Here is a 22,139-nt window from a genome sequence, read left to right as displayed (position 1 = left end):
TGATCCGCGGCGGTCTTCCGACGTACCCGAAACGTCGGTGACCTGCTCGGCGAACCGATCTCTTTTCATTTATCAGGGGGAACCGCCGGTGGCGGCGGCAAAGTTTCCCTCGCCGTTGAGACCACTCTGGTTGCTCCCCGTGAGAATCCCGAGAGCTGCAGATGAGAAACCTCTCATCTGCGCGGCACCGGACAGAGAAGGGGCCGGGATGCCTGGCATCCCGACCCCTTCTTCGCCCTGGTCAGGACAGCTCGCCGGCCTCCAGCAGTTCGGTCACGAGCGCGGCGATCGCCGAGCGCTCGGAGCGCGTGAGCGTGACGTGGCCGAAGAGCGCGTGGCCCTTCAGCGTCTCGATCACCGAGGCGACACCGTCGTGACGGCCGACGCGCAGGTTGTCACGCTGACCGACATCGTGCGTGAGCACGACGCGGGAGTTCTGCCCGATGCGGCTCAACACGGTGAGGAGCACGTTGCGCTCGAGCGACTGCGCCTCGTCGACGATCACGAAGGCGTCGTGCAGCGAGCGTCCGCGGATGTGGGTCAGCGGGAGCACCTCGAGCAGACCGCGCGCGAGCACCTCCTCGAGGACGTTGCCCGAGACGACTGAGCCGAGGGTGTCGAACACCGCCTGCCCCCACGGGTTCATCTTCTCCGCCTGGTCGCCGGGGAGGTACCCCAGCTCCTGCCCGCCGACGGCGAACAGCGGACGGAAGACGATGATCTTCTTCTGCTGCTGGCGCTCCAGCACCGCCTCGAGCGCCGCGCACAGTGCCAGGGCCGACTTGCCGGTGCCGGCACGCCCACCGAGCGAGACAATGCCCACCTCCGGGTCGAGCAGCAGGTCGAGGGCGATGCGCTGCTCGGCCGAGCGGCCGTGCAGACCGAACGCGTCGCGGTCGCCGCGGACGAGGCGGAACTCCCCGTCGCCGGTCACGCGGCCGAGCGCCGAGCCGCGCTCCGAGTGGATGATGAGGCCGGTATTGACCGGAAGCCCCCGGACGTCGTCGCTCGAAGCGACCTCCGCCTCGTACAGGTCGCTGAGGTCGTCGCCGGAGACGTCGAGGGACGCGATACCGGTCCAGCCCGAGTCCATCGCCTGCTCGGCGAGGTACTCCTCCGCGGTCAGGCCGAGGGACGCGGCCTTCACGCGCATCGGGAGGTCCTTGGACACGACCGTGACCTCGACGCCGCCGCGGGCGATGTTCATCGCCACCGCGAGGATGCGGCTGTCGTTGTCGCCGAGGCGCATGCCGGACGGGAGCACCGAGGGGTCGGTGTTGTTGAGCTCGACCCGGAGCGTGCCATCGGTGCCGACGGGCACCGGGAAGTCGAGGCGCCCGTGCTCGATGCGCAGTTCGTCGAGATGGCGCAGCGCCTGCCGGGCGAAGTAGCCGATCTCGGGATCGTGGCGTTTGCCCTCGAGTTCGGTGATCACCACGACCGGGATCACGACCGAATGCTCGGCGAAGCGGAAGAACGCCCGCGGATCGCTCAACAGAACGGAGGTGTCCAGAACGTACGTGCGCAGAGCCTGATCGGCTGAGGCATCCGATTCCGAAACACTGCTGTCAGCGACGTAAGCGTCGACGTTCCGCTGGTCGTACGGTGCTCGTGCAGTCACAACCCACTCCCGACCCGGGTGTCTCACCCGGCTGTCACGAGTCGACCTGTGGGTCACGAGTCGCGATCCGAAGGCCGACTCGATCGGGCTCCGTGCCCGATGACCTCACCGTAAGGCCTCGCGCGCCCCCGCCGGGGTCGCGAACACGCCCGGAAAAATGACGACTGCGTTAACGCTGGTGTCGCGGCTACTGACCGAAACGGCGATCGCGCGCGGCGAAGTCGCGGATGGCGCGCAGGAAGTCCACTTCACGGAGATCCGGCCCCAGCGCCTCGACGAAGTAGAACTCCGAGTGCGCCGACTGCCACAGCAGGAAGTCGCTCAGGCGCTGCTCTCCCGACGTGCGGATGACGAGATCCGGGTCGGCCTGACCGCCGGTGTACAGGTGCTCGCCGATCTGCTCGGGCGTGAGGCTCGCCGCGAGCTCCTCGAGCGTGCCCCCGCGCTCGTCGTGCTTCGCGATGATGCTGCGCACGGCATCCACGATCTCACTGCGGCCGCCGTACCCGACGGCGAGGTTGACGTGCAGCCCCGTGTGCGACCGCGTCCGCTCGGTGACCTCGTGCAGCACCTCGGCGAGAGCGGGCGGCAGCTCCTCGGAACGCCCCACGTGCTGCACGCGCCAGTCGGGCTCGTGCGACAGCTCGCGGGCGAGTTCCGCGATGATGTCGATGAGGTCTTCGAGCTCCCGCGGATCGCGCTTGCGGAGGTTGTCGTTGGACAGCAGGTACAACGACACGACTCGGATGCCGAGATCGTCGCACCATCGCAGGAACTCGTGCATCTTCGCGGCTCCGGCGCGGTGGCCGTGCGCCGCGCTGTCGAAGCCGAGCTGGCGCGCCCACCGGCGGTTGCCGTCGATCATCATCGCGACGTGGTGCGGCACGGTGGTCGGCATCTGGCGACGGAGGCGCTGAATGTACAGCCGGTAGAGGGGACCCCGCCCCTCGTTCCTCCACACGCGCGCCACGCGCCTACGCTATCGCGTCGCGGCGCCTGCGTCCGGCGCCGTGGGGCGCGTCGCTGGGCGTCTGCCCACAGAACGCTGTCCATGTACGGGGTCCGGTATGGGGCCCGTCGTACCCTCGAAGGGTGACATCCACCACCCCGACCGACGGACCCGAGATGCCCCAGCTTCCGCTCCTGGAAGCGGGGGCCGTCGGCGCGCAGGCCGATCTCAAGCCGACGTGGCGCGGCTGGATCCACGCCGGCACGTTCCCGGTGGCGATCGCCGCGGGGATCGTCCTGATCACGCTCGCGCACGGCGCCCCCGCGAAGTGGGCGTCGGCGGTCTTCACGGCCACCTCGATGCTGCTGTTCGGCAACTCGGCGCTCTACCACCGGTTCAACTGGAAGCCGAAGACCAAGGCCGTCCTCAAGCGCATCGACCACGCGAACATCCTGCTGCTCATCGCCGGCACCTACACGCCGCTCGCGGTGCTGGCCCTTCCGACGCCGAAGACGGTGCTGCTGCTGTCGATCGTCTGGGGCGGTGCGATTCTCGGCATCCTGTTCCGCGTCTTCTGGATCAACGCACCCCGATGGCTCTACGTCGCGCTGTATCTGGCGCTCGGGTGGGCCGCCGTGATGTACATCGTCGACCTGCTGGACGCGAACGTCGCGATGATGGTGCTCGTCGTGGTCGGCGGCGTGCTCTACACGATCGGTGCGGTCGTGTACGCCCTCAAGCGCCCGAATCCGTGGCCCGGCCACTTCGGCTTCCACGAGATCTTCCACGTGTGCACCGTGCTGGCGTTCCTGTGCCATTGGACCGCGTGCCTGCTGATCGCCCTCGCCCCGGCGTATCACGGTGGCTAGTCGAACGGATGCCGCGTCCCCGCGGCCACCGTCAGCTGCGAGGAGCGTCCCGGTCGATGTCCTCGTCGTCGGTCTCGCTCGCCGCCTGGGCCGCCCGCGCCTGCTCCTCGGCATCCAGCTCGGCGTTGACCTCTTCGCGGTAACGACCGCGGCGGATCCGGCGCAGCATGTCCCACACGAGCAGGATCACCGCCACACCGACGAACGCGACCGCGGCGAAGCCGAGCGGCCCCGGGGTCACGATCGATTCGTCGGGAGTCGACGCGGGGGTGGGCGTGGCCGCGAGGGCCGCGAGCGCGGTGAGCATGGAGTCCTTCGGTCCGGGCGGAAGCGCGTAGCCTGGAAGTCCAGCCTAAAGCCCGGGGAGACCATGACGACGCAAGCCGTGCTCGACGATCGCTACGGCCGCACCCGGTCGCCGCGACGGCGCATCGTGCAGTGGAGCATCGTCGGGATCGTAGCGCTCGGGCTGACGGTCGCACTCGGGTGGATCACCGTGTCCAACACCCTCGGGTCGGTCTCGACGACCGACACCGGATTCACGGTGGCGGACGCCCAGCGCGTGACGATCTCGTTCCAGATCTCCGCCCCCGTCGGCAAGCCCGTCGCGTGCGCCCTCGAGGCCCAGGACGAGGACCACGGGACGGTCGGGTGGCGGGTCGTGGAGTACCCGGCATCCCAGGATCACACCCAGGCGTTCTCGGAGGAGATCCCGACCGTTGCGCTGGCGACCACGGGTTTTGTCAACTCCTGCTGGGTGCCGTAGTCTCGATTTCCTAGACGCGCCCCGGCTCGAAGCCGGGGCGTTCGACATATGTCCCGGCGGGACCGCGCTTTCGTCGCCCCTCCCGTCGGCCGGATCGACGAAGGAGACCACCGTGTCCAGCGACGCTCAGGTGACGTTCCTCACCCAGGATGCCTACGACCGTCTCGCCCACGAGCTCGAGCACCTCTCCACCACGGGCCGCGAAGAGATCGCCAAGCGCATCGAGATCGCCCGCGAAGAAGGCGACCTCAAGGAGAACGGCGGCTACCACGCCGCGAAGGACGAGCAGGGCAAGCAGGAAGCCCGCATCCGCACCCTCCAGGCGCTGCTCAAGAACGCCAAGGTGGGCGAGGCCCCCGAGAGCACGGGCGTCGTCGAGTCGGGCACCGTCGTGACCGCGATCATCGCCGGCGGGGAGGAGAAGTTCCTCCTCGGCAACCGCGAGATCGCCGCCGACTCCGAGCTCGACGTCTACAGCGAGGCGTCCCCGCTCGGCGCCGCGATCCTCGGCCTCAAAGAGGGCGACAGCGGCTCGTACACCACGCCCAACGGCAAGCAGATCGCCGTCGAGATCGTGAAGGTCGAGACGTACTCGGGTCAGTGACCCGGAAACGCCGAGAGCCGCTCCCCCGGTCGGGGTGAGCGGCTCTTCGCGTTTCCGGGGGCGCCGCGTGCGCCTCAGTCCGAGATGACGGTGGCGGTGAAGCCGGCCTCCTCGAGCGTGCGGATGACCAGGGCACGATGCTCGGCCCCGCGCGTCTCGACACTCAGCTGCAGGATGACCTCGCTGATCTGCAGGCCCTGCCCGTGCCGCGTGTGCAGCACCTCGATGACGTTCGCCCCGACCTGCGCGAGCAGGTCCGACACGCGCGCGAGCTGCCCCGGGCGGTCGGGAAGCGGGATCCGCAGGGACATGTAGCGACCGGATGCCGAGAGCCCGTGGGCCACGACGCGCTGAAGCAGCAGCGGGTCGATGTTGCCGCCGGAGAGGATCGTGACCGTGGTCCCCGCGGCCCGGACCTTGCCTGCGAGGATCGCGGCGACGCCGACCGCCCCCGCGGGCTCGACGACCTGCTTGGCGCGCTCGAGCAGCACGAGGAGCGCACGGGCGATGTCGTCCTCGGTGACGGTCACGACCTCGTCGACGTACTGGCGGATGAGCTCGAACGGCAGGTCGCCCGGGCGGGCGACGGCGATGCCGTCGGCGATCGTCGGGGTCGTGGGCACCTGGATGGGGTATCCCGCCGCGAGGGACGTCGGGTAGGCGGCGGAGTTCTCGGCCTGCACGCCGATGATGTGCACGTCGCGGCCCTCGGCAGCCGCGCGCGCCTTGACGGCGGCGGCCACACCGGCCGCGAGCCCGCCCCCGCCGATGCCGACGATGATCGTGTCGAGGTCGGGGAGGTCCTCGACGAGTTCGAGCCCGAGCGTGCCCTGGCCGACGATGATGTCGCGGTGGTCGAACGGCGGGATCAGTACCGCGCCCGTGCGCTCGGCGAACTCGGCCGCGAGGCGCAGCGGCGTCTCGACGGTCGCGCCCTCCAGGATCACCTCGGCACCGTAGCCGCGCGTCGCGAGGAGCTTGGGCACCGGCACGCCCAGCGGCATGAAGATCGTGGCCGAGATCCCCAGCTGCTGCGCCGCGAGAGCCACGCCCTGGGCGTGGTTCCCCGCGGACGCGGCGACGACACCGCGCGCCCGCTCCTCCGCCGTGAGACGGGAGAGGCGGTATGTCGCGCCGCGGATCTTGAACGAACCGGTGCGCTGCAGGTTCTCGAGCTTGAGGTGCACCGGCACGCCGAGCAGTTCGCTCAGGTGCTGCGACTCGTCGAGCGGGGTCCGCGTGATGATGCCGCGCAGGGTCTGCGCGGCATCCTCGAACTCGGCCAGGGTGGGCGTGTCGTTCATGATCTCCTTCCGCGGTCGCGGGGCACGGTCTGCCAGATGAGGTCGGCGGAGTCGACGGAGGAACCGCCGTCCCGCCACGCGTGGCTGCTGAGGTACACCGAGACGACGTTGACGAACGCGGCGAGCGGCACCGCGAACAGCGCACCGGGGATGCCGCCGATCATGGCTCCCCCGGCGACGACCAGCACCACCGCGAGGGGGTGCACCTTCACGGCCGAGCCCATGAGGATGGGCTGCAGCACGTGGCTCTCGAGCTGCTGGACCCCCAGCACCACGATGAGCATGAACAGCGCGATGAGCGGCCCGTTGTAGACCAGCGCGATGAAGACCGCGAGCGCTCCGGTGACCACGGCTCCCACGAAGGGGATGAAGGCGCCGAGGAACACCAGGACGCCGATCGGGATGGCCAGTGGCACTCCGAGCAGGAAGGCGCCGAGGCCGATGCCGACCGCGTCGATCGTCGCGACGAGGAGCTGCGTGCGCGCGTACGTGATGACCGTCCGCCAACCGGCGCGTCCGGCGCCGTCGACGGCGGGACGCGCCGCCCGCGGGAACAGCCGCGTCGTCCAGCGCCAGATACCGCCGCCGTCCGCGAGCAGGCAGAGCAGGATGAAGAGCGTCAGCAGGAGCCCGGTGGCGACGTGGCCGATCGTGGTCCCGATCGCCAGGGCGCCCGTCCACAGCACCTCCGCCTGCTGCTGCAGGAAGGATCCCGCCTGCTGCAGGCCGTCGTCGATCTGCTGCGCGCTGAGGTGCAGAGGTCCGTCGATGAGGTACTGGCGGAACTGGCCGACGGCCGTGACGGTCCGCTCCTGGACCGAACCGAACTCGCGCGTGATCTGCCACACCGCCAGCCACACGAGACCCGAGATGATCGCGATCGTGCCGACGACCGTCACGACGATCGCGAGCCAGCGCGGCCACCGATGCCGCAGCAGGAAGGAGAACGCCGGCCAGACGAGCGCGGTGACGAGGATCGCGACGAGCAACGGCACCACGAGGAGCTTGAGCTGGATGACCAGCCAGACCACCACGCCGAGGGCGGCCGCGATGACGAGGAGTCGCCACGCGTAGGCCGTCGTCTGCCGCAGAGCGGGCGGAACGGCGGGCGACAGGTCGCTCGAGACGGTGCGTCGACGCAGGGCGTCGAAGAACGATCCGCGGTCCTCGGGATCGGTTCCGGTCATCCCGTCAGCCTACCGCTGCGCCCGCCGCTCCCACGCCGGGATGTCGGAGGTCCGGCCTACGGTGGAGTGCATGACGACGACCCTCCGCCGCGCCGACGCGCGTCGCATCGCGCTCGCCGCCCAGGGGTTCGGCCGTGCCCGTCCCACGACCGTCGGCACCCGCCAGATCACCGCGACGTTGCAGCGCATGCGCATCCTGCAGATCGACTCCGTCAACGTCTTCTCGCGGAGCCACTACATGCCGTTGTTCGCCCGCCTCGGCGCCTACGACACGACGCTCCTCGACCGCCTCGCGTTCTCGCGGCGCCCCCGGTGGGTGGAGTCGTGGGCGCACGTGGCATCCCTCGTCGACGTCGCCGACTGGCCCCTGCTGCAGTTCCGCCGCGACGCCGCGCGCGAGAAGTACGGCGACGACGACTGGGCCCGCGCGAACGCCGGCCTGCTGCAATGGCTGCGCGACGAACTCGCGGCGCGCGGGCCGCTGCGGCCTGCCGAGATCGAGCACGACGCCCGGGAGGGATCGCGCGGCTCCTGGTGGGGCTGGGACGACGTGAAGAACGGGCTCGAGCGCCTGTGGCTCATGGGCGACGTCGCCATCGCCGGGCGCCGCGGCTTCGAGCGGCGCTACGCGCTGGCCGAGGACGTGCTGCCGCCGGCGGCGCTCGACTCCCCTGTGCCGCGGTCCGAGGCCATTCCCGAGCTCGTCCGCCGCGCCGCCGCGGCCTACGGCGTCGCCACCGCGGCCGACCTCGCCGACTATTGGCGCATCCGCGATCGTCCCGCGGTCCTCGCCGCCGTGCGCGACCTCGTCGACGCCGGCGAGCTCGAGCCCGTGACCGTCGAGGGCTGGACGGTCGCCGGGAGGCCCGCGAAGGCGTGGCTGCATCGGGATGCCGCCCGCCCCCGCCGCATCGACGCGACGGCCCTCCTGACGCCGTTCGATCCCGTCGTGTGGTTCCGCGAGCGCGCGGAGCGCCTGTTCGACTTCGACTACCGCATCGAGATCTACACCCCGGCCGAGAAGCGGCGCTTCGGCTACTACTCGCTGCCCGTCATCGTGGGCGACGACGTCGTCGGGCGCATCGACCTCAAGGCCGACCGGGCCGCCTCCGCGCTGCGCGTGCAGTCCGCGTGGTGGGAGCACTGCGCACCCGCGGATGCCGCCGAGCGGCTTGCCGCGGAACTGCGGACCGCCGCCCAGTGGCAGGGGCTGGAGCGGGTCACGGTGTCGCGATGGGGCGATGCCTCGGACGCCCTGGCCGGTGCCCTCGCCGCGGAGCGGCACGAGCACCCTTCCGCGCCCACGGACGACGAGGCCCCCTCGCCCGTGGGGGCGTAGGGGGCATCGGAGTAAGCGTCAGAACTGGACGCGCGGCGGCTCCGAGATCGCGGCGCCATCGACGACCTCGAAGAATTCGCGGGCCTGGAAGCCCAGTTGGCGGGCGAAGAGGTTGTTGGGGAACACCTTGATCTTGGTGTTCAGCTCGCGGACACCGCCGTTGTAGAACCGGCGCGAGGCCTGGATCTTGTCCTCGGTGTCGACGATCGACTGCTGCAGCTGCAGGAAGTTCTGGCTCGCCTGGAGCTGCGGGTAGCCCTCGGCCACCGCGAACAGCGACTTCAGCGCCTGCTGCATGTGTCCCTCGGCCACTCCCGCTTCGGCGGGGCTCTGCGCCGAGATCGTCTCGGCGCGCGCCCGCGTCACGTTCTCGAAGACCGCCTTCTCGTGCGCGGCGTAGCCCTTCACCGTCTCGATGAGGTTGGGCAGCAGATCTGCCCTCCGCTTGAGCTGGACCGTGATGTCGCTCCAGGCCTCGTCGACCCGCACATTCAGGGACACGAGCGAGTTGTACGTCGCCCAGAGATAGATTCCCGCGATCACGAGGATCGCGACGATCACGATGAGGGGAACGAGCCACTCCCACATGTTCCGGTTCTCCGTTCGACGACTGCCCGGACAATCCTAACGGCGCGGCCATCGCCCGCCAGGGGCCTGGGGCCGACTCTCAGTCGATACGCACGCAGGCGACTCGATACGGCTGAACGACGCCCCCGCGGTACCCCCGGTGGGACTCGAACCCACACCTGGAGCGATTTTAAGTCGCCTGCCTCTGCCATTGGGCTACGGGGGCGGATGCCTCGATCCACCGTAGCGCGCGGGCGGACGGCATCCGGAAACGACGAAACCCCCGCACGCGAGGTGCGGGGGTTTCGAGCGGTGTCACTTGGCGGCGACGGCCTCGGGCTTCTTCTCGGCCGGGGCGTCGGCCGCGGGCTGCGCGGGGCGGGGACGCGCCGCGAACTCCTCGAAGGTCGCGCGGGGGTTCTGGACCGCCTCGAGCGACACGGTCTCGCGGCCGTGGAAGAAGTTCTGCACCCAGTCGCCGACGACGCGGAACTTGCGCTCCCACGTCGGCATCGCCAGGCCGTGGTAGCCGCGGTGCGCGAACCAGGCGAGGAGGCCGGTGAGGGCGATCTTGCCGGACTGGAACGCACCGTTGTACAGACCCAGGCCGGCGACGGCACCCAGGTTCTTGTGGAAGTACTGCTTGGGCTGCTCGCCACGGAGCACCGCGACGATGTTCTTCGCCATGAGCTTGCCCTGGCGCACCGCGTGCTGCGCATTCGGGACGCAGAAGCCGCCCACGCCACCACCGGACAGGTCGGGGACGGCCGAGACGTCACCGGCGGCCCAGGCGCCCTCGACGACCTCCTCGTCGGTGCCGACGCGGAGGTCGGGACGGGTGCGGATGCGACCGCGCTCCTCGACGGGCAGGTCGCTGCCGCGCACGACCGTCGGGTTCGCCATGACACCCGCGGTCCAGATGATCAGGTCGGTGGGCAGCTGCTCACCGGTCGACAGCTCGACGACGCCGTCGACGGCGCCCTTGACCTGCGTGTCGAGGTGCACGAACGCACCCTTCTTCGCGAGGTCGGCGAGCACCCACTCGCTCGTCTTCTGCGATACCTCGGGCATGATGCGGCCCATGGCCTCGATGAGGTGGAAGTGCGTGTCGTCGAACGCGAGCGTCGGGTACTGCTTGAGCAGCGAGGACGCGTAGGCGCGGAGCTCGGCGAACACCTCGATGCCCGCGAAGCCGCCACCGACGACGACGACGGTGAGCAGACGGTCGCGCTCGGGACCGGCCGGGAGCACCGACGCCTTCTCGAAGTTCGAGGTCAGACGGTCGCGGATCGCGACGGCCTCCTCGATCGTCTTGAGGCCGATGGCGTTCTCGGCGATGCCCGGGATCGGGAACGTGCGCGACACGGCACCGGCCGTCACGACGATCTGGTCGTACTCCTGCGTCCAGGTCTCGTCGCCCACGATCGGGGTGATGGTCGCGGTCTTGGTCGCGTGCTCGATGCCCGTGACCTTTCCGGCGATGACCGTGGTGCGCTTGAGGTGGCGGCGCAGGCCGACGACGACGTGGCGGGGCTCGATCTCGCCGGCCGCGACCTCGGGGAGGAACGGCTGGTAGGTCATGTACGGCAGCGGGTCGACGAGAGTGACCTCGGCCTCGTTGCGGCCGAGGAGCTTCTCGAGCTTCCACGCGGTGTAGAAACCCGCGTAGCCTCCGCCGACGATGAGGATCTTGGGCACGGTGCTGGTCACGATGGAAGAGACTCCTGGTTTGTGATGCGGCTCGGCTCGCGAGATGTGCGCGCCTTACGGATACGCCGGGCAGCAGCACTGACGCCGAGCGTGATCATTATAGCGGCGAGGGTCGCGCCCGCGAGCGGCAGCGTCCCGTACAGCAGGCTGTCGCGCGTCGGGAGGAGCGGGGAGGCCGCCTGTGGAGCCGACTCGACCGGCGGCAGCGGCGGGATGTCGACGGGCGCGGCGGTCGGTGAGCCGGTGGGCGCCGGGGCGTTCGCGCGGCGGTACAGCCGCACCCATTCCGCCAGGTCGCCGAGCGGGTTCGCGGACACCGTGGGCACGCCGGTGGCGGACACCGCGGCGGCGGCATCCACCAGTCCGTAGCCGTAGAGCTTGTCCTGGCCGGGTGCGGCACCGGCGGCCGGCTTGGCGGTGCGGATCAGCCGGTTCAGCACGTTGTCGGCGTTCAGATCTGGATGGGCGGCGCGGACGAGGGCCGCAATCCCGGAGACGATCGGCGCAGCGCCGCTGGTCCCGTTCCACTGCACGAGGGTGCCGTCGGCGGAGACGCCGAGGAGGCGCTCGCTCGGGGCGGAGAGGCCGATCGTGATGCCCTGCGTCGACGCGTCGTTGCTGGCCGTGCCGGAGGGGTCGACCCCGCCGACGGCGAGCACGCCGGGGATCGTCGCGGGAGCACCGACGCGGGACGTTCCGCTCCCCCGGTTGCCCGCCGCAACGACGATGACCACGTCGTGATCGAAGGCGTACTGGAACGCTTCGTCCCAACTGGGGTCCCAGTCGAGCGTGTTGGTCGTCAGCGACATGTTGATGACCGTCGCGCCCTGGTCGACCGCCCAGTGGATGGCATCCACGATCTGCTCGGTGAAGGGCTTCGACGTCACCGAGCCGAAGCCGACGGAGATGGACAGCAGTTGCGCGTCCGGGGCGACGCCGATCATTCCGGTCTGATCGCCCGTGCCGCGCGCCGCGGCGAGCGAGGCGACCCAGCTTCCGTGGTTGGCGTCGACCGCGCCGACCGGCGTGCGTCCGTCGGCCGCTCCCACGCCGGAGACGTCGGTGCCGCCCGCGACGGCGCCCGTGAACTCCACCGGCCCGCGGGCGATCCCGGTGTCGATGATCGCGATCTTCTGGCCCGCGCCGCGCGTCGTCTTCCACGCCTCGCGGATGCCGTACTGATCGAGCCAGTACTCCGCGGCGCGGGTGGGGTCGGTGGACTGCTGCGGATTCGGAGCCGGGGTCGCCGCCGCGCCCGTCAGCAGCACCGCGCCCAGGACGACGGATGCCACGGCCGCGACGACGCGTCTCATCCGCCCGCCCCGGGGGTCTCGCATTCGCACCGCTCGGGCGACCACGTGCCCCGCGCGAGGGCGCGGTCGCCGATCGGATTGACTCCGGGACCGGCCGCGAGCGCGTGCCCGGCGAGAGCGTGCAGGCACTTCACGCGCGTCGGCATCCCGCCCGCCGAGATCCCCGCGATCTCCTCCGGCTCGCCGTAGGCCGCGCGGTCGCGCAGATACGCCTCGTGCGCGGCCAGGTAGGCCGCGCGCAGGTCGTCGTCGGCGGCGAGCTCGTCGGAGAACTCCTTCATGACGTGCCCGGCCTCGAGCACCGACATCGCCGCCGTCGCCGCGGGGTGCGTCAGGTAGTAGAAGGTGGGGAACGGGCTGCCGTCGTCGAGACGGGGCGACGTCGCCACCACCGTCGGGTTCCCGCACACGCAGCGCGCGGCGATGCCGATCACCCCGCGCGGAACACGACCCAGCTGCGACCGCAGCACGTCGAGATCGGCGTCGGAGGCGGGGGGAATCAGCGGCGTAGTCATCGGTTCCAGGGTACCCGGCGCCCCCGACACGCTCGGTCGGCACCGTCGATCAGGGGGTCGGCGCGGGGTCCGGGACGCCGATGGTCGGTGCCGCCACCTGCGCCGCACCGGCCGAGGTCACCGACCGCACGAGCTGCGACATCCAGTCGGTGCGCGTCTGGCCGACATCCTGCGAGACGTCCTGCTGCTCCTGCGGGGCCTGCGACGCGGGAAGGTCGTCGTCGATGAGGTACACGACCTCGCCCGGCATCGTATAGAACAGCCGCTCGCGCGCCTGCGTCGTGATGTACGCGGGGTCGGACCAGCGCTCGCGCTGCGATTGCAGGTCGGCGACCTCGTTCTGGCTCAGCGCGACGGCGCTCTGCAGCGCCTGGATCTGCTGGCGCTGGTCCATGTACGTGCCGACCGTGGGCACAAGCACGAACGTCCCGAGCACGACCAGCCCGAGCATGATCACGACGAAGCCCGAGATGCGCAGTCCGCCGAGCCACTCCCGGACGTCGACGCGCGGCGCGCGCGCCGGGGTGGAGCGCACCGGTTCGCGCCTCACGGGCGTCTTCGAACGGCGCGCCTTCGTGGCCGGGGCCGCCGGCGTCTCGTTCCGCCCTCGCGGGGACGGGAGCGTCGGTCGATCCACGACGTCTCCTTCCTCACCGGCGCACGTGCACGCCCGGACGGTATCCGACTCTATGTCGCGCGCACCGGGCACCCCGGTGACGCGCCGGGCTCACGGCATCCGCTCGGCTTCCGCCGAGGAATGGCTCCGGAAACGACGGAGGGGGGAGCCTCGCGGCTCCCCCCTCCTCACGCGGGTGCGTTCAGCCCTTGAAGCGGGGGAACGCCGAGCGCCCGGCGAAGACGGCGGCGTCGCCGAGGTCCTCCTCGATGCGCAGCAGCTGGTTGTACTTCGCGACGCGCTCGCTGCGGGCCGGAGCACCGGTCTTGATCTGGCCGGCGTTCACGGCGACGGCGAGGTCCGCGATCGTGGTGTCCTCGGTCTCACCCGAACGGTGCGACAGCATCGACGTGTAGCCCGAACGGGTCGCCAGGGCGATGGCATCCAGGGTCTCGGACAGCGTGCCGATCTGGTTGACCTTCACCAGGAGCGAGTTGGCGACACCGAGGTCGATGCCCTGCTGGAGGCGCTTGGGGTTGGTGACGAACAGGTCGTCGCCGACGAGCTGGACCTTCGAGCCGATGGTCTCGGTGAGCTTCTTCCAGCCGTCCCAGTCGTCTTCGGCGAGCGCGTCCTCGATCGTGACGATCGGGAAGTTCGCGACGAGGTCGGCGAAGTAGTCGACGAGCTCGTCGACGCTCCACGCCTTGCCCTCGACGGTGTAGACGCCGTCCTTGTAGAACTCGGTGGCGGCCACGTCGAGGCCGACGGCGATGTCCTGGCCGGGGGTGAAGCCGGCCTTCTCGATCGCGCGGATCAGGAAGTCGAGGCCCTCGCGGTTGCTGGGCAGGTCGGGGGCGAAGCCGCCCTCGTCGCCGAGACCGGTGTTGTAGCCCGCGGACTTCAGCTCGCCCTTGAGGACGTGGTAGACCTCGGTGCCCCAGCGGAGCGACTCGCTGTAGGTGTCGGCACCGATGGGCGCGAGGAAGAACTCCTGGAAGTCGATGCCGTTGTCGGCGTGCTCGCCACCGTTGATGACGTTGAACAGCGGCACGGGCAGGAGGTGCGCGTTGGTGCCGCCGAGGTAGCGGAACAGGGGCAGGTCGGCGCTGTCGGCGGCGGCCTTGGCGACGGCGAGCGAGACGCCGAGGATGGCGTTGGCGCCGGTGCGCGACTTGTTCTCGGTGCCGTCGGTCTCGATGAGGATCTCGTCGATGATGCGCTGCTCGCTGGCCTCGACACCCTCGATCGCGGGGCCGAGCTCGTCGACGACCGCGGCGACGGCCTTCAGGACGCCCTTGCCGCCGTAACGGCTCTTGTCACCGTCGCGCAGCTCGTAGGCCTCGAAAGCACCGGTGGACGCGCCGGAGGGGACGGCCGCGCGCTGGACGATTCCGTCGTCGAGGAGCACCTCCACCTCGACGGTCGGGTTACCGCGCGAATCCAGGATCTCGCGCGCGTTGACAGCCTCGATAAGTGCCACGAAGGACTCCTCGTTGGTTCTGGGTGGAAGAGGGCGGAGCGTCGTCGGTCCGGGATCGAGTCTAGTGACCGCGGTCGCCGTCCATGTGGTCGGGATGGGTCCCGGATGCCACGGCGTCGGTGAGGACCGCGATCGCCAGGCCGTCCCACCCCTTGCGGTCGAGCGTCTGCAGTGCGGTGGCGTCGAAGCGGGGGTCATCGCCCAGCATCACGACGCCGGCACGCGCCCCGGCGACCTTCGTGTCCCCGAGCGGCGGATCGGCGACCGCCCCGGCCCGCACGACGTTGTCGAGCACGACCACGGTGCCCGGGCGCCCGAGCCGCGCGGCCCAGTCGAGGTACACGGGGTTCGACTCCTTGTCGGCATCCACGAAGACCAGGTCGAACGGCTCCTCCCCCGCGAGGGTCGGCAGGACGTCGGTGCCGCGGCCCACCCGGATGTCGACGCGGTCGGCGACGCCTGCCCGCTCGAGGTTCGCGCGGGCGATGGCGGCGTTGCGCTCCTCCGCCTCGATCGTGACGACCCGACCGCCGTCGGGGAGCGCGCGCGCGAGCCAGATCGTCGAGTAACCGGCGAGCGTCCCGATCTCCAGCACCCGCCGTGCGCCGCTGATCCGCGCCAGCAGGTGCAGGAGCTTCGCGCTGACCGGCGACACCTCGATCGCGGGGAGCCCGGCGTCCCGCTGCGCGGAGAGCGCGGCATCCAGGATCGGGTCGTCACCGACCAGGGTGTCGGTCAGGAAGCCGTCGACGTCGTCGTGGGTAGGCACTCCCCCAGCCTGGCGACGGGAACCGTGCGGGTCAACGGGGTCCGTGCAGGTGCGCCCGGGTCATCTCGTCGTACTCCTCGTCGGAGAGGTCGTCGTAGCTCTTCGCCTCGGCCCGGTCGGTGCGCATCCACCGAATCATGAGGATCACCAGGATCGGCACGTCGGCGAACTCGGCGATGAACCAGATGAGATCGCCGGCGAGGTGCTGGTCGTGCAGCGTCGAGGGCCACCACGCCGCCGCTTGCGTGGCATCCGGGATCAGGTCGAGCACCGAGTCGTTCAGACGCATCAGGAGACCCGGCACCGAGTCGATGAGCAGTTCGACGAACGCGAGCAGGAACTCGATCGCGATGAAGGTGCCGGTGTGGACGGCGCCGAGCGCCATCATCGGCAGCACCATCGCGAGTCCGACGAGCGGCACGACGATCCCGAGCGAGGCCTCGGTGACGGGGTTCACGCGCAGGATGCCGGCGACCGGCGTCAGGAACAGGCAGAACACCGCGGCGATGACGACGGTGGCGACCATCGCGTTGCCGGTGATGCGAACGAGGCGCGTCGCGAGCAGCCGGTCGAGGCGCGCGCGGCCCCGGTCGCCGGTCGCGAGCGAGTACAGATCGAGCGGGCGGCCGGCTGCGATGCCGGCGGGGACGGCGAAGATCAGCAGCGCGATGCGCGTCGAGAACGCCCACCGCAGCTCGGACGAGTACACCCCGAGGAAGCCCAGCTCGATCACGGTGTAGGGAGCGAGGCCGAGCGCGAAGAAGCCGATCGTGCGGAGCACCGGCCAGCTCTCCCCGCGACGTCGCACCCGCACGACCCCGCCGATGTAGAGAGCGGATGCCACGACGATCACGCCGAGCGGAACGGGCGCGGCGTGCCAAGTGGTCAGGAGAACGGTCAGAGGAGGCGTGCGGTCACGGTAGGCCGGACGGCTATGCGTTTGCCGGGACCGCGGCCGCCGCGAGCGCGGCGAGGACGGCGGGCAGCAGCGCCTCGGCCGTGCGGCGGTAGCCGAGGGCGCTCGGGTGGAAGCGGTCGACGCTGAACATCTCGTCCGGGCGCTCGGCGAACACGGGCCCGACGGCCCGCGCGAGGGGGACGACGCGGCCGCCCGCGCGGTGCACCGCCGCCGCCTGAGCCGCCGCGAGCTGCCGCGACGACCGCGCCGCGAGGGCGCGCAGCGGTTGCGGGATCGCACGGAGCGTCCCCAGGTCGGGGCACGTGCCGACCACCACCGGCACGCCGACGTCGCGGAGCGCGCGCACGATCCCCTCGAGCTGCTCCGCGGCACGGGACGCCGGGACGCGGTGCGTCACGTCGTTGCCGCCCACGACGATCACCGCGACGTCGGCTCGGTAGTCCGACGGCACGGCCGCGAGCTGCCCGGCGAGCGCCGAGCTCTCGGATCCGACCACCGCGGCCGTCCGCAGCCGCACCGGCCGCGCCTCTGCGCGGGCGATGCCCTTCGCGAGCCGGGCGCCGAGCGTGTCGCGGCGGTGTCCGGCGCCCAGACCCGCCGCGATCGAATCCCCGAGCAGCAGGAGCTCGACCGGCGGACCGGGGTGCTTCTTGCGGCGCCACACGCGGTCGGCATCCAGCGCCTGCTCCCCGAGGGGCTTGCCGATGCGGCGGCGCGCGATCGCGGCCTGTCGGGCGATGAGGGTGCGCACGCCCACCGCCGCCGTACCGAGCACCGCGACCGACGACGCGACGGTGACGGTGATCGGCCGACGCCTGCGCATGGCGTCATTCCATCGCGCCGGGGTGAACGGCGGGTGACGTCCGTTCGGCGCGAGGGGACCGTGCGCGGGGCTCAGGCGTCGGACCCAGCCCCCGCGCCCGGCTCAGGCTTCGACGCGACGCCGCCCCCGCGCCCGCAGCACGAGCGCGAGCACGAGCACCGCGACGGCGAGGACGATGTCGAGCCCGAGGCCGGCGAGCAGTTCGTCGCGGCCCTCGACGTGCGTGAACGACACGACCCCGCCGATCACGATGACACCGAAGGACAGCGCGATCTGCTGGGCCGTGCTGAACATGCCGCCCGACAGCCCCGCGGCCCGCACCGGCACCTCACGCACGACGAGCTGCGTCAGAGGCGAGAAGATCAGCGCCTGGCCCGCGCCCAGGATCACCAGGGCTGGCTGCAACCACAGGCCGATGTCAGAACCCCAGGCCAGCACCACGGTCACCGACATCGCGACGAGCGCCACGAGCTGCAGCCCGACACCCCACGCCAGCGTCGCGTCGCCCAGGCGTGCCTGCACGCGCGCGACCGTGAGCGACACCGCCGCGAACACCACCGCGAACGGCAGCAGCGCCAGGCCCGCCTGCAGCGACGTCATGCCGCCCGCCTCCACCGCGCGCGGGAAGACGTAGAGCAGCGCCGAGTACCCGGCGAAGAACAGCGCCGCCGACAGCAGCCCGAGCTGCAGCGGCCGCAGACGCAGGACGCTCGGGGGCAGCAGCGGCACGCGACCGCTGCGCTCCACGGCATCCTGGTGCCGCCACATCGCCACGAGCGCGACCGCGGCGACGAGCAGCACGACGTAGACCGGCCACGACCAGCCCCAGGCCGGGCCGAACGTCAGCGCGACGGACGCGGCCAGGATGCCGATGCCCAGCGCGGCGGTTCCGACGAGATCGATAGCGACGTGCTCGTGCGACCGACTCCGCGGCGCGAGGGGCGACAGCGCGATCGCGGCGGCGGCCACCAGCGCCACGACGACGAACACCGCGCGCCAGCCGTCGACCACGCCGAAGCTCGTCGCGGCGAGCGCGCCACCGGCCACCTGGCCGACCGCCGAGCCGATGCCGCCACTCGCGCCGAAGGCCGCGATCGCGCGGGTCCGCGCGGCTCCGCTCGAGGTCGCCTGGATGGTGGCGAGCACCTGCGGCGTGCAGAGCGCGGCTCCCACCCCCTGCACCACGCGCGCCACGATGAGCATCGCGACAGACGGCGCGAACGCGCACGCGACGGCCGAGACGAGGAACAGGCCCATTCCCACCGTGTAGAGGCGATGACGGCCGAAGCGGTCGCCCAGGCGCCCGCCGAGGATCAGGAGCACCGCGAAGGGGATCCCGTACCCGGCGATCACGAGCTCGAGCGAGACGTCGTCGGAACCGAAGCGGTCGCGCAGCGTCGGGAGGATGACGGTGACCGCGTTGAAGGCGAACGTCCCGACGCCGGGTCCGAGCAGGAACCCGATGTAGCGCCAGGTGGGGACCGCCGGGGAGGGGGATGCCGCCGGCACGGGCGACGCGCCGGTGGCGGGGTGCGCGGAAGTGGTCATGGTGCCAGCATGAAGGGTGCGGGATCCTGGTACCAGGAGTCTCCTCATCCTGGTACCGAGACCACTCCCCTCAGCGCGGCGCATGTCCGCCTCGCCCCCTATGCTCGCGTCGGAAGGAGACGCCATGACCCGATCCGACGACGCCCGCGCCGAGTTCGCGGCGTTCCTCCGCGGTCGGCGCGCACGGCTGCAGCCGGCCGACGTGGGCCTGCCGGACGGCTCCCGCCGCCGGGTCGCGGGTCTCCGACGCGAGGAAGTCGCGCAGCTCGCCGGCGTCGGTCTGACCTGGTACACGTGGCTCGAGCAGGGCCGCCCGATCGCGGCATCCGCCCAGGTCGTCGGGGCCCATCGCGCGCGCTCTGCGGCTCACCGACGACGAGCGCGACCACCTGTTCGCGCTCGCGGACCTCCCCCGGCCTGAGCGCGAAGCGCGCGGATGCGTCGACACCCCGCACCTCGACCTGCTCGAGAAACTGCTTCCGTACCCCGCGGCGCTGCAGACGTCGCGCTTCGAGATCCGCGCCTACAACCGCTCGTACCGGTACCTGTTCGGCGATCTGGACGCCCTGCCCGCCGAGCGGCGGAACTGCGCTGTGCTGCTCTTCACCGACGAGACGTGGCAGCGCGCGCACGTCGACCTCGAGCACGCGCAACGCCGCATGGCCGCGCGCCTGCGGTCCGCGTACGGCCGGCACCACGACGAGCCGTCGTGGCAGCGCTTCATCTCCGACCTCGAGCGGGCCTCGCCGCGCTTCGCCGAGCTGTGGAGCCACGGCGACGTGAGCAGCGAACGCCACTCGGTGAAGCACATCGTGAACGGTCGCGTCGGCGAGCTGCGTCTGGAGATGTCGAGCGCGTGGGTCGACGAGAGCCTGGGGTCCCGCGTGGTGTGGTTCTCCCCGAGGGATGCCGCGACGGCCGCGCGTCTGGAACGGCTGGCGTCCGAGCACCCCGATCAGGCCCTCATCAGCGCCGTGGCCTGACAAGAGTCCGGAGGTCAGCCGAGCGGCTTGATCTCGAGCGACTCGACGGCGCTGTCGGCGCCGACCGTCGCGAAGGACGTGTAACCGTCGGCGCTCGAACGTTCGAGCAGGGCCTTCATGTTCTTCGGTCGCTGCTCGAGTCGCACGCGGGCGCCGTCCGCGACGAGGGCGGCCTTGATCCGCAGCAGCTGCGCGAGCGGCACGTCGCGATCGTGCACCAGCACGAGGGAGCGGGAGCCCGAGTCGTCGGCATCCTGGAGCAGATCGACGATCCTCTCGAAGCCGATCGAGAAGCCGACCGCCGGCACGTCCTGTCCGAGGAATCGGCCGATCATGCCGTCGTAGCGCCCGCCGCCGCCGAGGGAGTAGTCGACGCTCGGGTGCGCGAGTTCGAAGATCGTGCCCGTGTAGTACCCCATGCCGCGGACCAGGAACGGGTCGAAGCGCAGCGGAGCCTCGGCACCGCGCGCGGCGGCGACCGTGTCGCCGAGGGCGACGAGGTGGTCGACGATCTCGTCCGGGATGCCGGCCGGCAGCGCCGCACGGATGCCCGCCGCGTCGAACCCCGCATCGTCCGCACTCGGCCGGTCGAGGTAGGCGGCGAAGGCGTCGACGGCATCCGGAGTCGCACCCCGCTCGCGGAGCTCGGCCACGACACCCGAAGGCCCGACCTTGTCGAGCTTGTCGATCGTGATGAGCACGCCGGGCCGCTCGTCCGCGGCGAACCCGAAGACGTCGAGCATCGCGTCCAGGGCGCGACGGTCGTTGACCCGGACGATGCCGCCCTCGAGCCCCAGGGCGTCGAGGACGTCGAGGCTCGCCGTCATCAGCTCGGCCTCGGCGCGCGCGGACGCGTCGCCGATGATGTCGATGTCGCACTGCACGAACTGCCGGTAACGGCCCTTCTGCGGCCGCTCCGCGCGCCACACGGGCGCCATCTGGATCGCGCGGAACACCGTCGGCAGCTGGGCGCGGTTGCTCGCGTAGAACCGGGCGAGCGGCACGGTCAGGTCGTACCGCAGACCCAGGTCGGCGAGCGCGGCAGGATCCTCGGCCGCGGCGCGGATCGCCTCGGCATCCATCCCCCGCTTGAGGATGCTGAACGAGAGCTTCTCGTTGTCGCCGCCCATGCCGGCGTGCAGCCGCGAGTACTCCTCCATGACGGGCGTCTCGATCTCGTCGAAGCCGTGCGCGCGGTAGCGCTCGCGGATGACGGCGAGCACGCGCTCGCGTCGGGCCTTGTCAGCGGGGAGGAAGTCGCGCATGCCGCGCGGCGGGTTCACGGATGCCACGTCCCCATTGTTCCAGGCTCGCGTGCCGGGGCCGTGCGTGCGTGTCGCGGAGGGCCGCCAGATCACGTGAACTCGCCGATAGCACCCGCCATGGGGCGTCGCGACGCGTGATCTCAGCCAGATCACGTGATCTAGCGCTTCAGACCCCGGACTCGGCGGCGCGCACCTCGGCCGACAGGCAGCGGAGGCGTTCGCGGAGGGCGCGGTCGGCATCCCAACCGTGGTCGCGGGCCTGCTGGACGAGCACCAGCAGCGCGTCCCCCAGCTCGGCCTCGGTCGCCGGGTCGGCCAGCCGGTGCGCGGGCGCCACCACGCCGACCTGCGCGGCCTTGCCGAGCAGCTTCTGCGCCAGGGCGAGCGACGGCATGTGCTCCGAGACGCCGTCCAGCACGCTCGTGCGCTCGCGCTTCTCGGCGGCTTTCGCGGCGTTCCAGTGCACGAGCACCTCTTCGGGAGTGGATGCCACGGCGTCGCCGAACACGTGCGGGTGCCGACGCACCATCTTCTCGGTCAGCCCGCGGGCCACGTCGTCGATGTCGAACGGATCCTCCGGGTCGCCCGCGGCGATCTCGGCGTGGAAGAGCACTTGCCACAGCAGGTCGCCGAGCTCCTCCCGGAGGTCGGCGCGGGTGCCGGACTCCACCGCGTCGATCACCTCGGCGCTCTCCTCGACCAGGTACGGCACGAGGTCGCGGTGGTCGATCGTCTGCGTCCACACGCAGCGTTCGCGCACCGCGCGCATCGTCTCGGCGGCTTCCCGCAGCGCGTCGTCGCTCACGGCCCCTCCTCCGGCGGCATCCGTGCACCGCTCGTGCCCCACTATGCCCCCGCCGGCACCGACCGGCGGCGGACACGACGAAGGAGATTCCGGATGCCGAGTCCCCGACTCCCCGGAATCCCGCGGCACGACGGCGGGCCCGACGCGGATTCTTCTGCATTGTGTCGCCAGAGGGATAGCACGT

General features: G+C 71.1%; 23 protein-coding genes and 1 tRNA gene. 6 read left to right on the top strand and 18 right to left on the bottom strand.

What is annotated here, in order from left to right:
- Window positions 1-241 precede the first annotated feature (241 nt).
- Both RKD05_RS13120 and RKD05_RS13115 read right to left on the bottom strand, forming a co-directional pair.
- On the bottom strand, window positions 242-1,621 hold the full coding sequence (locus tag RKD05_RS13120) for a PhoH family protein (protein WP_063257256.1): 1,380 nt from the start codon (window positions 1,619-1,621) through the stop codon (window positions 242-244).
- A 187-nt stretch (window positions 1,622-1,808) separates the two neighbouring features.
- Window positions 1,809-2,582, bottom strand: a complete 774-nt coding sequence (locus RKD05_RS13115; RefSeq protein ID WP_036328304.1) for an isoprenyl transferase — start codon at window positions 2,580-2,582, stop codon at window positions 1,809-1,811.
- Between the two features lie 164 nt (window positions 2,583-2,746).
- Between RKD05_RS13115 and trhA the strand changes: the two genes are divergently transcribed.
- Window positions 2,747-3,439 carry a PAQR family membrane homeostasis protein TrhA gene (trhA, locus tag RKD05_RS13110; protein WP_424711853.1) on the top strand — a complete coding sequence of 231 codons (693 nt, stop codon included), beginning with the start codon at window positions 2,747-2,749 and terminating at the stop codon, window positions 3,437-3,439.
- A gap of 31 nt (window positions 3,440-3,470) precedes the next feature.
- Here trhA and RKD05_RS13105 read toward each other — a convergent pair whose 3' ends face one another.
- On the bottom strand, window positions 3,471-3,746 hold the full coding sequence (locus RKD05_RS13105; protein WP_424710614.1) for a hypothetical protein: 276 nt from the start codon (window positions 3,744-3,746) through the stop codon (window positions 3,471-3,473).
- 63 nt (window positions 3,747-3,809) lie between these two features.
- Between RKD05_RS13105 and RKD05_RS13100 the strand changes: the two genes are divergently transcribed.
- On the top strand, window positions 3,810-4,205 hold the full coding sequence (locus RKD05_RS13100; protein WP_424710611.1) for a DUF4307 domain-containing protein: 396 nt from the start codon (window positions 3,810-3,812) through the stop codon (window positions 4,203-4,205).
- A 112-nt stretch (window positions 4,206-4,317) separates the two neighbouring features.
- Window positions 4,318-4,809 (top strand): transcription elongation factor GreA, encoded by a 492-nt coding sequence (gene greA, locus RKD05_RS13095; protein ID WP_022879596.1) that lies wholly within the window; start codon window positions 4,318-4,320, stop codon window positions 4,807-4,809.
- Window positions 4,810-4,883: 74 nt separating this feature from the next.
- Here the strand turns inward: greA and ilvA are convergent, their stop codons facing one another.
- On the bottom strand, window positions 4,884-6,113 hold the full coding sequence (ilvA, locus tag RKD05_RS13090) for a threonine ammonia-lyase (protein WP_022879597.1): 1,230 nt from the start codon (window positions 6,111-6,113) through the stop codon (window positions 4,884-4,886).
- The gene (locus RKD05_RS13085) at window positions 6,110-7,300 is read right to left on the bottom strand and encodes an AI-2E family transporter (protein ID WP_424710609.1); all 1,191 of its coding nucleotides are present in this window, start codon (window positions 7,298-7,300) and stop codon (window positions 6,110-6,112) included. The genes ilvA and RKD05_RS13085 overlap by 4 nt, the downstream gene beginning before the upstream one ends.
- A 70-nt stretch (window positions 7,301-7,370) precedes the next feature.
- Between RKD05_RS13085 and RKD05_RS13080 the strand changes: the two genes are divergently transcribed.
- The gene (locus RKD05_RS13080) at window positions 7,371-8,639 is read left to right on the top strand and encodes a winged helix-turn-helix domain-containing protein (protein ID WP_424710607.1); all 1,269 of its coding nucleotides are present in this window, start codon (window positions 7,371-7,373) and stop codon (window positions 8,637-8,639) included.
- An 18-nt stretch (window positions 8,640-8,657) separates the two neighbouring features.
- Here RKD05_RS13080 and RKD05_RS13075 read toward each other — a convergent pair whose 3' ends face one another.
- The 11 genes from RKD05_RS13075 to RKD05_RS13025 all read right to left on the bottom strand — a co-directional run bounded on the left by RKD05_RS13075 (window position 8,658) and on the right by RKD05_RS13025 (window position 18,902).
- Window positions 8,658-9,227: a LemA family protein gene (locus tag RKD05_RS13075; RefSeq protein WP_022879785.1), complete on the bottom strand. Its 570-nt coding sequence runs from the start codon at window positions 9,225-9,227 to the stop codon at window positions 8,658-8,660.
- A gap of 131 nt (window positions 9,228-9,358) precedes the next feature.
- Window positions 9,359-9,432, bottom strand: a tRNA-Leu gene (locus RKD05_RS13070).
- An 89-nt stretch (window positions 9,433-9,521) separates the two neighbouring features.
- On the bottom strand, window positions 9,522-10,904 hold the full coding sequence (locus RKD05_RS13065) for an NAD(P)/FAD-dependent oxidoreductase (RefSeq protein WP_424711852.1): 1,383 nt from the start codon (window positions 10,902-10,904) through the stop codon (window positions 9,522-9,524).
- Between the two features lie 8 nt (window positions 10,905-10,912).
- On the bottom strand, window positions 10,913-12,229 hold the full coding sequence (locus RKD05_RS13060; RefSeq protein ID WP_424710604.1) for a S8 family serine peptidase: 1,317 nt from the start codon (window positions 12,227-12,229) through the stop codon (window positions 10,913-10,915).
- Window positions 12,226-12,744 carry a DUF501 domain-containing protein gene (locus RKD05_RS13055; RefSeq protein WP_424710602.1) on the bottom strand — a complete coding sequence of 173 codons (519 nt, stop codon included), beginning with the start codon at window positions 12,742-12,744 and terminating at the stop codon, window positions 12,226-12,228. Before RKD05_RS13055 ends, RKD05_RS13060 begins: the two co-directional genes overlap by 4 nt.
- A gap of 49 nt (window positions 12,745-12,793) precedes the next feature.
- On the bottom strand, window positions 12,794-13,294 hold the full coding sequence (locus RKD05_RS13050) for an FtsB family cell division protein (protein ID WP_424710600.1): 501 nt from the start codon (window positions 13,292-13,294) through the stop codon (window positions 12,794-12,796).
- A gap of 268 nt (window positions 13,295-13,562) precedes the next feature.
- Window positions 13,563-14,843 (bottom strand): phosphopyruvate hydratase, encoded by a 1,281-nt coding sequence (gene eno, locus RKD05_RS13045; protein ID WP_424710597.1) that lies wholly within the window; start codon window positions 14,841-14,843, stop codon window positions 13,563-13,565.
- Between the two features lie 61 nt (window positions 14,844-14,904).
- Window positions 14,905-15,612: an O-methyltransferase gene (locus tag RKD05_RS13040; protein ID WP_424710594.1), complete on the bottom strand. Its 708-nt coding sequence runs from the start codon at window positions 15,610-15,612 to the stop codon at window positions 14,905-14,907.
- A 31-nt stretch (window positions 15,613-15,643) separates the two neighbouring features.
- Window positions 15,644-16,456 (bottom strand): cytochrome c oxidase assembly protein, encoded by an 813-nt coding sequence (locus tag RKD05_RS13035; RefSeq protein ID WP_424710591.1) that lies wholly within the window; start codon window positions 16,454-16,456, stop codon window positions 15,644-15,646.
- An 88-nt stretch (window positions 16,457-16,544) separates the two neighbouring features.
- Window positions 16,545-17,354 (bottom strand): SGNH/GDSL hydrolase family protein, encoded by an 810-nt coding sequence (locus tag RKD05_RS13030; RefSeq protein ID WP_424710589.1) that lies wholly within the window; start codon window positions 17,352-17,354, stop codon window positions 16,545-16,547.
- A 102-nt stretch (window positions 17,355-17,456) separates the two neighbouring features.
- Window positions 17,457-18,902: an MFS transporter gene (locus RKD05_RS13025; protein ID WP_424710586.1), complete on the bottom strand. Its 1,446-nt coding sequence runs from the start codon at window positions 18,900-18,902 to the stop codon at window positions 17,457-17,459.
- Window positions 18,903-19,026: 124 nt separating this feature from the next.
- Between RKD05_RS13025 and RKD05_RS13020 the strand changes: the two genes are divergently transcribed.
- Window positions 19,027-19,323: a helix-turn-helix domain-containing protein gene (locus RKD05_RS13020; protein ID WP_424710584.1), complete on the top strand. Its 297-nt coding sequence runs from the start codon at window positions 19,027-19,029 to the stop codon at window positions 19,321-19,323.
- Window positions 19,250-19,885 (top strand): XRE family transcriptional regulator, encoded by a 636-nt coding sequence (locus tag RKD05_RS13015; protein ID WP_424711850.1) that lies wholly within the window; start codon window positions 19,250-19,252, stop codon window positions 19,883-19,885. The genes RKD05_RS13020 and RKD05_RS13015 overlap by 74 nt, the downstream gene beginning before the upstream one ends.
- A gap of 14 nt (window positions 19,886-19,899) precedes the next feature.
- On the opposite strand, the gene hisS is transcribed toward RKD05_RS13015, so the two are convergent.
- Together hisS and RKD05_RS13005 are read right to left on the bottom strand one after the other, a co-directional pair.
- Window positions 19,900-21,150 (bottom strand): histidine--tRNA ligase, encoded by a 1,251-nt coding sequence (hisS, locus tag RKD05_RS13010; RefSeq protein ID WP_424711848.1) that lies wholly within the window; start codon window positions 21,148-21,150, stop codon window positions 19,900-19,902.
- A 166-nt stretch (window positions 21,151-21,316) separates the two neighbouring features.
- Window positions 21,317-21,919, bottom strand: coding sequence for a MazG family protein (locus RKD05_RS13005; protein ID WP_424711846.1), 603 nt, complete (start codon window positions 21,917-21,919; stop codon window positions 21,317-21,319).
- Window positions 21,920-22,139: the final 220 nt, after the last annotated feature.

The sequence above is a fragment of the Microbacterium sp. SLBN-111 genome (genome assembly GCF_049739645.1).
GTDB lineage: Bacteria > Actinomycetota > Actinomycetes > Actinomycetales > Microbacteriaceae > Microbacterium.
This window is presented reverse-complemented; position numbering and strand designations above follow the sequence as displayed.

What these genes read in the sequence shown, in the direction of transcription:
- trhA (WP_424711853.1), top strand. Translation starts at nt 2,747, where the DNA reads ATGCCCCAGCTTCCGCTCCTGGAAGCGGGGGCCGTCGGCGCGCAGGCC.
- RKD05_RS13105 (WP_424710614.1), bottom strand. Translation starts at nt 3,746, where the DNA reads ATGCTCACCGCGCTCGCGGCCCTCGCGGCCACGCCCACCCCCGCGTCG.
- RKD05_RS13100 (WP_424710611.1), top strand. Translation starts at nt 3,810, where the DNA reads ATGACGACGCAAGCCGTGCTCGACGATCGCTACGGCCGCACCCGGTCG.
- ilvA (WP_022879597.1), bottom strand. Translation starts at nt 6,113, where the DNA reads ATGAACGACACGCCCACCCTGGCCGAGTTCGAGGATGCCGCGCAGACC.
- RKD05_RS13085 (WP_424710609.1), bottom strand. Translation starts at nt 7,300, where the DNA reads ATGACCGGAACCGATCCCGAGGACCGCGGATCGTTCTTCGACGCCCTG.
- RKD05_RS13080 (WP_424710607.1), top strand. Translation starts at nt 7,371, where the DNA reads ATGACGACGACCCTCCGCCGCGCCGACGCGCGTCGCATCGCGCTCGCC.
- RKD05_RS13075 (WP_022879785.1), bottom strand. Translation starts at nt 9,227, where the DNA reads ATGTGGGAGTGGCTCGTTCCCCTCATCGTGATCGTCGCGATCCTCGTG.
- RKD05_RS13060 (WP_424710604.1), bottom strand. Translation starts at nt 12,229, where the DNA reads ATGAGACGCGTCGTCGCGGCCGTGGCATCCGTCGTCCTGGGCGCGGTG.
- RKD05_RS13055 (WP_424710602.1), bottom strand. Translation starts at nt 12,744, where the DNA reads ATGACTACGCCGCTGATTCCCCCCGCCTCCGACGCCGATCTCGACGTG.
- RKD05_RS13030 (WP_424710589.1), bottom strand. Translation starts at nt 17,354, where the DNA reads ATGCGCAGGCGTCGGCCGATCACCGTCACCGTCGCGTCGTCGGTCGCG.
- RKD05_RS13025 (WP_424710586.1), bottom strand. Translation starts at nt 18,902, where the DNA reads ATGACCACTTCCGCGCACCCCGCCACCGGCGCGTCGCCCGTGCCGGCG.
- RKD05_RS13020 (WP_424710584.1), top strand. Translation starts at nt 19,027, where the DNA reads ATGACCCGATCCGACGACGCCCGCGCCGAGTTCGCGGCGTTCCTCCGC.
- hisS (WP_424711848.1), bottom strand. Translation starts at nt 21,150, where the DNA reads ATGCGCGACTTCCTCCCCGCTGACAAGGCCCGACGCGAGCGCGTGCTC.
- RKD05_RS13005 (WP_424711846.1), bottom strand. Translation starts at nt 21,919, where the DNA reads ATGCGCGCGGTGCGCGAACGCTGCGTGTGGACGCAGACGATCGACCAC.